A 12976-nucleotide genomic window follows, 5' to 3' on the forward strand; every position below is an offset into this window, starting at 1 on the left:
ATGTTTGCGCAACTGTTTGCAGAATGTACTGAATTGTAGCCACCGCCGGACACGCGTCCGGGCATGGCCGGCTGCAACCGCGGTGCTGTCGGCGCCCGGATTCAGGCACCGCCCGGCTGGTCGATTCGCGCTAGACTTCGACGGCACGGAGAATTTGCCCACGAGCGCTTGCCCGTTTCAGTTGCAGCCGCGCCCAGCAATGAGGATGTTTTCCCCATGGAACACAAGGTCTTCACCAAGCCGGTCCACGTCACGACCTGGATGGGCGTCTTCCTGGCGCTGGTGGCACTGCTTGCCGCGGTGCTGGTGCCGCAGCTCAAGCACGCCTTTCTCGCCAATCCCGGCTTCAATGGCGTGATCCTGCTCGTGCTGGCGATCGGCATCGCCGTCAATCTGCGCCAGGTATGGCGGCTGCAGCGCGAAGTGCTGTGGATCGAAGCCTTCCAGCGGCATTCGGAAGCCGAACCGGAGCTGCGGCCAGTGCTGCTGGCACCGATGGCGCGGCTGCTGTCGAACCGCCGGCGCGGCGAGTCTCACCTGTCGCCGGCCTCGATGCGCACCCTGCTCGACAGCGTGCAGATTCGCCTCGAAGAACAGCGCGACCTGTCGCGCTACATCGTCGGCCTGCTGATCTTCATCGGCCTGCTCGGCACCTTCTGGGGCCTGCTGATCACCATCCGCTCGATCAGCGAGATCATCGGCAACATGAGCGTCGGCACCGACCCGGTGACGATGTTCGAGAGCCTCAAGGCCCATCTCGACGAACCGCTGGGCGGCATGGCGACCAGTTTCTCGACCTCGCTGTTCGGCCTCGCCGGTTCGCTGGTCGTCGGCTTTCTCGACCTGCAGGCCGGCCACGCGCAGAACCGCTTCTACAACGAGCTGGAAGAATGGCTGTCGCAGATCACCCGCCTGCCATCAAGCGCCGGCCTCGAAGGCGAAGCCAGCGTGCCGGCCTACGTGCAGGCACTGCTCGAACAGACCGCCGAAGGCATGGAACGCATGCAGCGCACCGCCGCCGAATCCGAGCGCGAACGCCGCGCCACCGCCGAGCATCTTGCCGAACTCAACACCCAGCTCGGCCGCCTGGCCGAGCTCATCGGCCGCGAATCGCGCGACCTGTCGGCGCTGTACTCATCACAGGAAGACCTGCGCGGCCTGATCCGCCAGCTCGCCCAGCAGCCGGCGCAGGGCGCCCAGACCGCGCAGTTCTCCGAAGAACTGCGCGCCGAGCTGCGCCTGCTGTCGCGCACCATTGCCGCGGCGCTCGGCGGGCAGAAGGCGGACTGAACGATGGCCCGCCTGAAACAACGCCGCGCGCTGGACTTCTGGCCCGGCTTCGTCGATGCGCTGGCCTCGCTGATGATGGTGCTGGTATTCGTGATCCTGATCTTCGTCATCGGCCAGTTCGTGCTCAGCGACGCGGTCAGCGGGCGTGACCGCGCGCTGGCGCGGCTCAACGCCGAACTGGCGGCGCTGGCGCAGACGCTGAGCCTGGAGCAGTCGGCACGCGAACGCGCCGACGCCCGGGTCGGCGAACTGAGCGCCTCACTGGCCTCCACCGAACGCGAACGCGAAGCCTTGTCCAACGAACTGTTCAGCGCCCGCGACGAACTCCATGCCGCGCAGGACGAAGCCCGCGCGCAGCGCGAGGAGGCCGCCCGGCTGGGCGCCGACATCGCCGCGCTCGAACGCCTTAAGGCCGAACTCGAAGCCGAAGCCGCCCGCCTCGCCAGTGCGCTCGACACGAGCGAACGCGGATTCAAGGAACAGACCGAGATGTCCGCACAGGCCATCGCCCAGGTCGAACTGCTGAACCGCCAGCTCGCCGCCGTGCGCAGCCAGCTCGAACAGCTCAACGCCGCGCTGGCCGCGGCCGAAGCCGCCGCGCGCGACAAGGATCTCAGGATCGAGGAAATGGGCCGCGAACTGAACCTGGCGCTGGCCGCCCGCGTGCAGGAACTGGCCCGCTACCGCTCCGAGTTCTTCGGCCGCCTGCAGGCCGTGCTCGGCGAACGCAAGGACATCCAGATCGTCGGCGACCGCTTCGTGTTCTCCAGCGAAGTGCTGTTCCCGAGCGCCTCGGACGAAGTCAGCGCCGACGGCATGGTCCAGCTCACCCGCCTCGCCGAGACGCTGAAGGCCCTGGCCGCCGACATCCCGGCCGACCTGCCCTGGGTATTGCAGGTCGATGGCCACACCGACCGCCGGCCGATCTCCACGCCGCGCTTCCCGTCCAACTGGGAGCTATCGACCGCACGCGCGCTGGCCATCGTCAAATTCCTGCGCGCCCAGGGCATCCCGCCGCAGCGCCTGGCCGCCACCGGCTACGGCGAATACCATCCGCTCGATACCCGGGCCAGCGACGAAGCCTATGCCCGCAACCGCCGCATCGAGCTCAAGCTCACGAGCCGCTGACCTGTTTCGGCGCGCGGTCCGGCGCATTCGCCGCAGCTTTCGCCGACTCCAGGTCACGGACCACCAGCGACAAGGCCTCGGTCGACAACAGCACTTCGATCAGCGACAGCACCAGCGAGAGCGCAAGTGCCAGGATGCTGGCGCCGAACAGCAGCTTGCCCGGCAGATCGGCTTCCATGAACAGCGCGAACATCGACAGCGCGCACAACAGGAAGCTGAACACGCCGAAGCCCTGCATGTACTGGGTCAGCGCGATGCGGCGCTTGAGCCCGGGCAGCTGGCGCTGCACCAGTTCGCCGCCACGATCAGCGGACGAGTTCAACTGGCGGATGACGGTCGCCAGCGTCAGGAAGCGATTGGTATAGGCGAGCAACAGCAAGGAAATTGCCGGAAACAGCAGCGCCGGAGTGGTCAGGTTCATCATGGCGGGAAGTGTAACTCCGCCCGGCTCACCCGACCCTCGCGTTTCAGACCTTGATCCTCGCCAGCGCGGCATCGAGCCCGCCGGACACTTCGGCCAGGCCGTGCGACGCATCGGCAATGCCGCTCACCGCAATCGAGGACTCGCCGGCGCGGCGGGCAATGCTTTCGACGCTGCCGGCGATCGAGGTCACCGCCGCCGACTGCTCGCGGGTAGCCAGTTCGATGCCATCGATCAGGTGCAGGCTGTTCTCGGCGGATGTGCGAATCGCCGACAGAGCCGCCTGAGTCTCCTCGATCAGGCCGACGCTCAGCCTCACCCTGGCGCTGCCGGATTCGGCATTGCCGACCGCGGTCCGGGTTTCGTCATGCAGCGAAGCGATGATCGCGCCGATCTCGACCGTCGCCGCCGTCGTCCGCTCGGCCAGCTTGCGCACCTCGTCCGCCACCACCGCAAAGCCGCGCCCCCACTCGCCGGCACGTGCAGCCTCGATCGCGGCATTGAGCGCCAGCAGATTGGTCTGGTCGGCGATCTCCTTGATGACGACGGCGATGCGGCCGATCTCGCCCGAGGCAGTACGCAGCCTGTCCATGCTGGCTGCCGTTTCGCCTACCGCCTGCGCCAGTTGCCCGATCTCCCTTACCGCCTGTTCCGCCTGTGTCATGCCCTCGGCTGCAGCATTCTGCGTCGCCCGCGCAGCGCCGGCGGAAGCGGCCGCATGTTCCACCACCTCTCCGACTGCGACGGTCACCTGCTCGACGGCTGCCGCAGTGGACGACGCAACCTCGCTCATCTCCGCCGACCCGTCGGACACCAGACCGCTCGACCGCTTCAAGGTATCCGACTGCATCACGGCCTGCGCTGCCGCGTCACGGACATTGATCAGGATTGCCTGCAGATTTGCCATCATCGCGTTGAAGGCGTCGCCGATCCCACGCATCTCCCCGCTGCCCTGGACATCGACGACCCGGCGCAGATCGCCATCCTGCTGGGTCGCGGACATGGCTGCGCGCAGGCGGAACATATCTGCGGACACTCCCCGCAAGACACCGAACTGCAACCACCCCAGGACCGCAAGCACCACTGCCAGCACCGTCCACAGCCAAGCAGCGGACAAGGGCCAGCCGCCTGACGCGGCCAGCGCCAGCATCACTGCGCCACCTGCCGCGACAGCCAGCCCGAAGGCAAGGCACGTGGCCGGAGAGCAGTCGGCCAATCTCCCCGACACCCCGGAGCGGACGACTCGGCCATCTCGTACCTCGAAGCGGCCTGGACGGGCACGCATCCGCCGATAAGCGGCATCGACCCTGGCTACCGTTGCCCGATCGACGTGGCGCCGCACCGATTCGTAACCGACCACCTTGCCGTTCGCACGCACCGGCGAAGCAAAGGCCCGCACCCAGTAGAAACCGCCATCCTTGCGGCGGTTCTTGACGTAGCCGCTCCAGGGCGTGCCCGCCTCCAATGACCGCCACAGATCCGCGAAGGCTTCCGGCGGCATGTCGGGATGGCGGACGATGGCGTGCGGCTGGCCGATCAGTTCCTCGCGGCTGAACCCCGACAAGGCGACGAAGAGGTCGTTTGCCGCGACGATGTTGCCCCGGCAGTCTGTCCGGCTGTAGATGAACTCGCCTTCGGGCACCAGTGTCTCGACCGATGTCACGGGCTGGTTGTTTTTCATTCTCGCGTCCGCCAGGGGATGTTTTCAGGGGTGCTTACATCAACGGATACAAAAACCACTTCTTTAGCAACACTATTATCAATCGTAAATGCCCATCCTTGGCAATTTCATTTCCGGCTGTTGCCGGCTGGCGGAAACCTTGTACGGCCGGAGAGAGGAAGTGGAAAATCCGGTATCTTTTTGCTGGCTGTGCGCAATGGCCGGCATGGACGGCAACCCGACGCAACGAGGGACTCCGATGAACGCCGAAGAAACACGCGCCATTCTCACCGTCTGCCTGCTGGCCGCCTATGCCGACGGCGACAAGCACGACCGCGAGCGCGAGCAGATCCGCCAGGTGGCGCAAGGGCTGGCCGAGGACCAGCAGATCAACCTGCCCGGGCTGTACCAGGAAGTGCTGATGCGCCGGGTGCAACTGGCCGACGTGCTGCCGAAGCTGGCCAGCAGCGAAGCGCGTCAATTGGCCTACGCGATGGCCGTGTGCGTATGCGAGGCGGACGGCCGGACCAGCGCGCAGGAGCAGACCTTCCTCGAGCAACTGCGCGCAGCGCTGGGCCAGGCGCCGACCGAATTCGCCGCCCAGGCCGACACGCTGGCGAGCGCGCCGCTGGCTACGGCTGCCGCGGAACTGCCGGAGATCGTCGCGACGGGCGAAGCCACGCCGCACCCCACCGCAGCCGATGCGCTGCCGGACACCGCCGCACAGCGCCGGCTGGGAACGCTGTCCCCTACCGACATGGACCGCAAGATCCTCAACGCAGCGATCCTCAACGGCGCCATCGAGCTGCTGCCCGAAAACCTGTCGACGCTGGCGATCATTCCGCTGCAGATGCGGCTGGTCTATCAGATCGGCCAGAGCTACGGCTACGAACTGGACGGCGGCCACATCAAGGACCTGCTCGCCACGCTGGGCGTGGGGCTGACCTCCCAGTACCTGGAACAGGCCGGCCGCAAGCTGCTCGGCGGCCTGCTGGGCAAGGCCGGCAAAGGCATCCTCGGCGGCCTGGGCCGCCAGGCCGTGAGCAGCGGCATGAGCTTCGCCGCCACCTACGCGCTGGGCCACGTCGCCAGCCAGTACTATGCCGGCGGCCGCAACCTGAACACGCAGATGCTGCGCGACGCCTACCAGCGCGTGATGGCCGACGGCCGCCAGCTGCAGGCGCAGTACCTGCCGCAGATGCAGGAAACGGCCCGCGGGCTGAATACCGCCCGGATCCTGCAGATGGTGCGCGGCGGCTGAAACACGGGCCCCGGCCCGCACGAAAGAGGCCGCCTGGCGGGCATCGGCTGCGGCAAGGCGCGCTTCACGGCTCGTCTGCCGCCGCACCCGCCGGCCAGTAATGGCTGTCCGGCAAGGCCCGTGCGCCGAAGATGGCCTGCCCCACGCGCACCACGGTCGCCCCTTCCTCGATGGCGATCTCGAAGTCGCCCGACATTCCCATCGACAGTTCGTCCAGCACGATGCCGGCCGGCGCCTCCTGGCGCAGGCGCTCGCGCAGCTGCCGCAGCAGCACGAAGCAGCGGCGCACTTGCCCGGCCTCGGCGGAAAACAGCGCCAGGGTCATCAGCCCGCGCACGCGCAGCGAGGAAAACGCCGGCAGCGCCCCGAGGAAGGCCGGCACGTCCGCGGGCGCCAGGCCGTACTTGCTCGCCTCGCCCGAGGTATTGACCTGCACGAAGACGTCGAGCGCACGGCCCTCGACCTGCAGGCGCCGATCCAGCGCCGCCGCCACGCGCAGGCTGTCCAGCGCCTGGAACTCGCTGGCGAAGCGCGCCACCAGCTTCGCCTTGTTGGTCTGCAGATGGCCGATCACCGACCACCGCAGATCGGCCAGATCCTGCATCGCCTCCCACTTGCCATGGGCTTCCTGCACCTTGTTCTCGCCGAACATGCGGCAACCGGCGGCATGGGCCAGGCGCAGGCTGGCGGCCGGCTTGGTCTTGCTCACCGGCAGCAGCCGCACGCCGGCCGGGTCGCGCCCGGCGCGCCGGCAGGCCGCGGTGATGCGGATCTGCACGGCGGCGAGATTGTGGCGGAAGTCCTCGACCGTGCCGGCCTGGGGATAAAGGCCGTGCTGGTCGTGGCGGGTCTGTGTCGTCCTTGCCATGATTCACCCCTTCCTGGTGGCAAGGCCGGCGGAGATCCTGCGCCACGATGGCTGGCCGTCGAGGACGGCATGGGCCAGCAGGCCGATCAGCAGCCCCCAGAACGCGCCGCCGATGCCGAACATCGTGATGTTGGCGGCCGCGGCGAGAAAGGTGATCAGCGCGGCCTCGCGCGCCTTCGGTTCGGCCAGGGCATTGGCGAGGCTGCCGCCGATGGTGCCGAGCAGCGCCAGGCCGGCCAGCGTCGAGATGAAGGTGGCCGGAAAAGCCATGAACACCGCCGCCAGCGTCACGCCGAAGATGCCGACCAGTATGTAGCAGACCCCCGCGGCGATGCCGGCGATCCAGCGCCTGGACGGATCCTCGTGCGCCTCCCTGCCGGTGGCGATCGCAGCGGTGATGGCGGCGATGTTGAAGGCGTGCGAGCCGAACGGCGCCATCAGCAGCGAACCGAGGCCGGTGACGGCGACGATCGGGTTGGCGCTGGTCCTGAAGCCGTCGTTGCGCAGCACCAGCATGCCCGGCATGTACTGCCCGGTCAGCGTGATCAGGAACAGCGGCAGCGCGACGCTGAGCAGGGCGTTGAGCGAGAACTCGGGCATCGTGAACACCGGCGCGGCGAACTTCAGTTCCAGCCCGGACAGATCGACGCGCTGCTGCAGCGACAGGAAAGCCAGCCCCAGCACCAGGATGCCGACGACGGCATAACGTGCGGAGACCCGCTTCAGCACCACGTAGGCCACGATCAGCAGGCCGGCCAGCGCAGGGTCCACGCTCATGCCGGCGAAGGCCTTGATGCCGAACTGCAGAAGGATGCCTGCCAGCAGCCCGGCAGCGACGCCCGGCGGAATCAGCCGGATGAGACGCTCGAAACAGCCCGACAGCCCGAGCACGACGAAGGCCGCCGCGGAAATCAGATAGGCGCCCACCGCCTCGGCATACGGCGTCGTCGCCAGGGTAGTGACCAGAAAGGCCGCCGCCGGCGTCGACCAGGCGGTGATGATCGGCTCGCGGGTCGCCCAGCTCAGGATCAGGCCCGTCACGCCCACGCCGATCGAGACCGACCACACCCACGAGGCCGTCAGCTCGGGGCTGAGCCCCGCCACCTTGGCCGCCTGGAACACCAGGATGAAAGTGCCGCCGTAGTTCACGATGACCGAAATCAGCCCGGCCACGACGGGATGGGTGAGATCGCTCCAGCGAAGGGATGAAGATGAGTCCGGGGATGGCATGTAGGGCTCCATGGAAGTGATTGACCCGGCAGGGCAAGCTGTTTATATGGATTTATACGCCGTCAATGGCCGGACCATTCCTGCCACTTTCACCAAGGAGTACCGGCCAATTGTTCAAGCACGCCCAGCTCGAATCCGTCAAAGCCTGGATCGGCGACCCCGCCCATGGCGCCCTGCCGCTGCATGTCCGGATCCAGCGTGCAGTGCGGCAACTGATCCTCGACGGTGCGCTCGAGGCTGGCCGGCCGCTGCCGGCGTCGCGCGCGCTGGCCCGCTCGCTGGGCGTCTCCCGCGACACCGTGGAAGCCGCCTACGGCCACCTGCATGCCGAAGGCTTCATCGAGCGCCGCGTGGGCAGCGGCAGCTTCGTGTCGGCGCAGGTACAGCGCCTGCCAGGACGCGGCATGCCCAAGCCCGCGACCGTATCCCGGCCCGCGGCACGCCTGAGCCGGCGCGGCAAGGCCATGTTCGCCGGCGGCGGCGTGCGCGACTTCCTGCTGCCGCGCGCCTTTGCCCCCGGCGTGCCGGAAACGCGCAACTTCCCGCTGCACACCTGGGAGCGGCTGCAGCGGCAGGTGCTCAAGGAGTACGGCACCCAGGCGCTGCTGCACAGCCCGCCGCAAGGCGTGGAGCCCTTGCGCCGCGCCATCGCCGCCCATGTGAATCTGGAACGCGGCGCCCGCGCCACGCCCGAGCGCGTGCTGGTGCTGACCAGTTCGCAGCAGGCGCTGACGCTGTGCGCCAAGGTGTTGCTCGATGCCGGCGAGCGCATCTTCATCGAGGATCCGGTCTATCACGGCGCGCGCAAGGCCTTCGACGCCGCCGGCCTGGAGTGCGTGCCGGTGCCGCTGGACGCCGACGGCATGCAGGTGGCGCTGCTGCAGGCGGCGCAAGCTGCCAGGGCGGCCTTCCTGACGCCGTCCCACCAGTTTCCGAGCGGCACGACGCTGGCGCTGGAGCGGCGGCTGGCCGCGATCGAGTGGGCGGAGCGGGAGCAGGCCTGGATCATCGAGGACGACTACGACAGCGAATTCCACTACGAAGGCAGGCCCACCGCCTGCGTGCAGGGACTCGATCCGCACGAGCGCACGATCTACATCGGCACCTTCAGCAAGTCGCTGTTCCCCGGCCTGCGCATCGGCTACATGGTGCTGCCGCCGCAGCTGGTGGCGCCGATGACGGTGGCGCGCACCCTGCTGGACGGGCATAGCGCCCCGATCCCGCAGCTGACGCTGGCGCGCTTCATCGAAGGCGGGCACCTGGGCGCACACGTGCGCACCATGCGCACCGTCTATGCCGAACGCCGCGACGTGCTGGCACGGCTGGTACGCAACGACCTGGCCGATTTCCTGGAACCGCGGGTGCCGGCCGGCGGCATGCAGATGCCTTGCGTGTTCACCCGCGGAATTCCCGAACGCGAAGCCGTCGACGCCGCCCGCCGCGCCGGCATCGACCTGCTGGGGCTGTCAACGCTGTACGCCTCCCGCCCGCGCGAGACGGGTTTCCTGATGGGTTTCGCCGCCCATGCGCCGAGCGAGCTGGAAGCCGCGGTAGCCAGGCTGGCCGGGGTGCTGCGCGCCCTACGGCCTTGATCCGGGAAAAAAAGCCCCCCACGCTCCACCGCTGCGCGGATCGCTGCCCCCCGAGGGGTGCTTTTTGCCTCGGGACGGCCCGGCGGCAAAAAAAACGGCGCCGAAGCGCCGCATCCCAAGTGGGAGAGGGGAAGTCTGGAACTGCAGTGTCCGATTACATGCTGCGGCGGTACTGGCCGCCGACCTTGTACAGCGCCTCGGTGATCTGGCCGAGCGAGCAATGCCGCACCGCCTCGACCAGCACTTCGAAGACGTTGGTGTTGTCGATCACCGCCTGCTGCAGCCTGGCCTGCCACTTGGGCGAATCGGCCTTGTTGCGGGCATGGAAGTCGGCCAGGCGCTTGAGCTGGCTCTGCTTTTCTTCCTCGGTCGAGCGCGCCAGCTCGATTTCCTGCTGGGCCTGGCCCTTCGGGTTCAGGAAGGTATTGACGCCGATGATCGGGTAGGAACCGTCGTGCTTCTTGTGCTCGTAGTACAGCGATTCCTCCTGGATCTTGCCGCGCTGGTAGCCGGTTTCCATCGCGCCGAGCACGCCGCCGCGGCTGGCGATGGCCTCGAATTCCTTCAGCACCGCTTCTTCGACCAGGTCGGTGAGTTCCTCGATGATGAAGGCGCCCTGGTTCGGGTTCTCGTTCTTCGCCAGGCCCCATTCGCGGTTGATGATCAGCTGGATCGCCATCGCGCGGCGCACGGACTCCTCGGTCGGCGTCGTGATCGCCTCGTCGTAGGCGTTGGTGTGCAGCGAGTTGCAGTTGTCGTAGATCGCGATCAGCGCCTGCAGCGTGGTGCGGATGTCGTTGAAGTCCATCTCCTGCGCGTGCAGCGAGCGGCCCGAGGTCTGGACGTGGTACTTCAGCTTCTGGCTGCGCTCGTTGGCGCCGTACTTGTTCTTCATCGCCACCGCCCAGATGCGGCGGGCGACGCGGCCGATCACCGAATATTCCGGATCCATGCCGTTGCTGAAGAAGAAGCTCAGGTTCGGCGCGAAATCGTCGATGTGCATGCCGCGCGCCAGGTAGCTTTCGACGTAGGTGAAGCCGTTGGCGAGCGTGAAGGCGAGCTGGCTGATCGGGTTGGCGCCGGCTTCGGCGATGTGATAGCCGGAGATCGACACCGAGTAGAAGTTCTGCACCTTGTGATGGACGAAGTACTCCTGGATGTCGCCCATCATCTTGAGCGCGAACTCGGTGCTGAAGATGCAGGTGTTCTGGCCCTGGTCTTCCTTCAGGATGTCGGCCTGCACCGTGCCGCGCACCGTCGACAGTGTCCAGGCACGGATCTTGGCGTATTCGTCCGCGGTCGGATCGCGGCTGTTGTCGGCCTTGAACTTGGCGATCTGCTGGTCGATCGCGGTGTTGAAGAAGAAGGCCAGGATGATCGGCGCCGGGCCGTTGATCGTCATCGACACCGAGGTCGTCGGCGCGCACAGGTCGAAGCCGTCGTACAGCACCTTCATGTCGTCCAGCGTGGCGATGCTGACGCCGGAATTGCCGATCTTGCCGTAGATGTCCGGGCGCAGATCGGGGTCGCAGCCGTACAGCGTCACCGAGTCGAAGGCGGTGGAAAGACGGTGCGCCGGCATGCCTTCGGACACCTTCTTGAAGCGGCGGTTGGTGCGGAAGGCATCGCCTTCGCCGGCGAACATGCGGGTCGGATCCTCGCCTTCGCGCTTGAAGGCGAACACGCCGGCGGTATAGGGGAAGGAGCCGGGCACGTTCTCCTTCATCAGGAACTTGAGCGTCTCGCCCTCGTCCTCGAAGTTCGGCAAGGCCACCTTGCGGATCCTGCTGCCCGCCAGCGAAGTGTGGATCAGGCTGGTGCGGATCTCCTTGTCGCGGATCTTCACGACGTATTCATCGGCGGCGTACAGGGCCTTCTCGGTCGGCCACTGCTCCAGCAGCTTCTTCGCCGCCGGGGTGAGCTCGCCGTCCTTCCAGTCGATCAGTTCGCCGAACGAACCCGCGTCCTTGCCGCGCTGCTCGAACAGCGCCTTCGCCGTCTTCAGCGACTGGCGCTCGCGGGCGACGCGGGCCTGCTGTTCGATGTGCTTGTGGTAGTCGCGCACGCTGTCGGCGATCTCGGCCAGGTAGCGGATGCGATCGGCCGGCACGATGGCACGGCCGGCGGAGGATGCCTTCACGGCGACCGCCGGCAGCTTGCTCTTGGCCGCTTTCAGGCCCTTGCCGACCAGCGCCGGCAGCATGCACTGGTACAGCGCGGTGACGCCGTCGTCGTTGAAACGCGCCGCCATGGTGCCGAACACCGGCATCTCGTCCGGGCTCTGGCCGAACAGCTCGCGGTTGCGCTGGTACTGCTTGCGCACGTCGCGCAGCGCGTCCTCGGCGCCCTTGCGGTCGAACTTGTTGATCGCGACGAAATCGGCGAAGTCGAGCATGTCGATCTTTTCCAGCTGCGACGCGGCGCCGAATTCGGGCGTCATCACGTACAGCGACAGATCGACGAAAGGCACGATCGCGGCGTTGCCCTGGCCGATGCCCGAGGTCTCGACGACGACGAGATCGAAGCCGGCCAGCTTGCACGCGGCGATGACTTCCGGCAGCGCCGTGGAGACTTCGGAGCCGGTGTCGCGGGTGGCGAGCGAGCGCATGTAGATGTTGTCGTGCTCGATCGCGTTCATGCGGATGCGGTCGCCCAGCAGCGCGCCGCCGGTGCGCTTGCGCGAGGGGTCGATGGAAACGATCGCGAGTTTGAGCCTGTCGTCCTGGTCGAGGCGGAAGCGGCGCACCAGTTCGTCGGTCAGCGAGGACTTGCCGGCGCCGCCGGTCCCGGTGATGCCGAGCGTCGGCACCTTGGTCCTGGCTGCGGCCTCGATCAAGGCCTTCCTGACATCGTCGCCGTAGCCGCCGTTCTCCAGCCTGGTGATGATCTGGGCCAGCGCCCGGCGGTCGCCGGCGGCAAGCGCCTTCAGCACGGCATCTGCCTTCTGCGGCGCGGCCAGGGTGAGATCGACGTCGCAGCGCTCGACGACGCTGTTGATCATGCCCTGCAGGCCCATCGTGGCGCCGTCCTCGGGCGAGAAGATGTGGGTGACGCCGTAATCGTGCAGTTCCCTGATCTCGGCCGGCACGATCACGCCGCCGCCGCCGCCGAAGACCTTGATGTTCTCGCCGCCGTTGGCCTTCAGCAGGTCCATCATGTACTTGAAGAACTCGACGTGGCCGCCCTGGTAGCTGGTGATGGCGATGCCCTGCACGTCTTCCTGCAGCGCGGCCTTGACGATCTCGCCGACCGAGCGGTTGTGGCCGAGGTGGATCACCTCGGAACCGGTCGATTGCAGGATGCGGCGCATGATGTTGATCGATGCATCGTGGCCGTCGAACAACGCCGCAGCGGTGACGAAGCGCACCTTGTTCTTGGGTTTGTAGGCTTGCAGCTTGTGGGCAACGCTCAGGTCGGTCATGTCGGTCTTCCCCCGGCAGGTGAATGATGTTGCGGCTTCGATGCGCCGCTGCTCTTATGAACGGAATGGTAGAAGGCGGACGGCAGCTTTGCCATTGCGCTTGCC

At 67.1% G+C, this 12976-nt stretch carries 9 protein-coding genes; 4 read left to right on the plus strand and 5 right to left on the minus strand.

Annotation, left to right across the window (positions count from 1 at the left end):
• Positions 1 to 216: 216 nt before the first annotated feature.
• Together QM748_RS12245 and QM748_RS12250 are read left to right on the plus strand one after the other, a co-directional pair.
• Positions 217 to 1290 (plus strand): flagellar motor protein MotA, encoded by a 1074-nt coding sequence (locus QM748_RS12245; RefSeq protein WP_415247218.1) that lies wholly within the window; start codon positions 217 to 219, stop codon positions 1288 to 1290.
• Between the two features lie 3 nt (positions 1291 to 1293).
• On the plus strand, positions 1294 to 2418 hold the full coding sequence (locus QM748_RS12250; protein ID WP_415247219.1) for a peptidoglycan -binding protein: 1125 nt from the start codon (positions 1294 to 1296) through the stop codon (positions 2416 to 2418).
• Here the strand turns inward: QM748_RS12250 and QM748_RS12255 are convergent.
• On the minus strand, positions 2405 to 2839 hold the full coding sequence (locus tag QM748_RS12255) for a DUF2721 domain-containing protein (protein WP_415248063.1): 435 nt from the start codon (positions 2837 to 2839) through the stop codon (positions 2405 to 2407). The two genes, QM748_RS12250 and QM748_RS12255, sit on opposite strands and share 14 nt — an antisense overlap.
• Positions 2840 to 2885: 46 nt before the next feature.
• Positions 2886 to 4520 (minus strand): PAS domain-containing methyl-accepting chemotaxis protein, encoded by a 1635-nt coding sequence (locus QM748_RS12260; protein ID WP_415247220.1) that lies wholly within the window; start codon positions 4518 to 4520, stop codon positions 2886 to 2888.
• Positions 4521 to 4758: 238 nt separating this feature from the next.
• On the opposite strand from QM748_RS12260, the gene QM748_RS12265 reads away from it, so the two are divergent.
• Positions 4759 to 5760: a YcjF family protein gene (locus QM748_RS12265; RefSeq protein WP_415247221.1), complete on the plus strand. Its 1002-nt coding sequence runs from the start codon at positions 4759 to 4761 to the stop codon at positions 5758 to 5760.
• Positions 5761 to 5824: 64 nt separating this feature from the next.
• On the opposite strand, the gene QM748_RS12270 is transcribed toward QM748_RS12265, so the two are convergent.
• Both QM748_RS12270 and QM748_RS12275 read right to left on the minus strand, forming a co-directional pair.
• Positions 5825 to 6628 carry a YggS family pyridoxal phosphate-dependent enzyme gene (locus QM748_RS12270; protein ID WP_415247222.1) on the minus strand — a complete coding sequence of 268 codons (804 nt, stop codon included), beginning with the start codon at positions 6626 to 6628 and terminating at the stop codon, positions 5825 to 5827.
• A gap of 3 nt (positions 6629 to 6631) precedes the next feature.
• A complete protein-coding gene (locus QM748_RS12275; protein WP_415247223.1) occupies positions 6632 to 7858 on the minus strand; it encodes a benzoate/H(+) symporter BenE family transporter in 1227 nt (408 codons plus the stop codon).
• Between the two features lie 110 nt (positions 7859 to 7968).
• Here QM748_RS12275 and QM748_RS12280 point away from each other — a divergent pair, with 110 nt between their 5' ends.
• On the plus strand, positions 7969 to 9450 hold the full coding sequence (locus QM748_RS12280) for a PLP-dependent aminotransferase family protein (protein WP_415247224.1): 1482 nt from the start codon (positions 7969 to 7971) through the stop codon (positions 9448 to 9450).
• A 154-nt stretch (positions 9451 to 9604) separates the two neighbouring features.
• On the opposite strand, the gene icmF is transcribed toward QM748_RS12280, so the two are convergent.
• Positions 9605 to 12871 carry a fused isobutyryl-CoA mutase/GTPase IcmF gene (gene icmF / locus QM748_RS12285; protein WP_415247225.1) on the minus strand — a complete coding sequence of 1089 codons (3267 nt, stop codon included), beginning with the start codon at positions 12869 to 12871 and terminating at the stop codon, positions 9605 to 9607.
• Between the last annotated feature and the right edge of the window lie 105 nt (positions 12872 to 12976).

The organism is Thauera sp. (genome assembly GCF_047601425.1).
Classification (GTDB): domain Bacteria; phylum Pseudomonadota; class Gammaproteobacteria; order Burkholderiales; family Rhodocyclaceae; genus Thauera.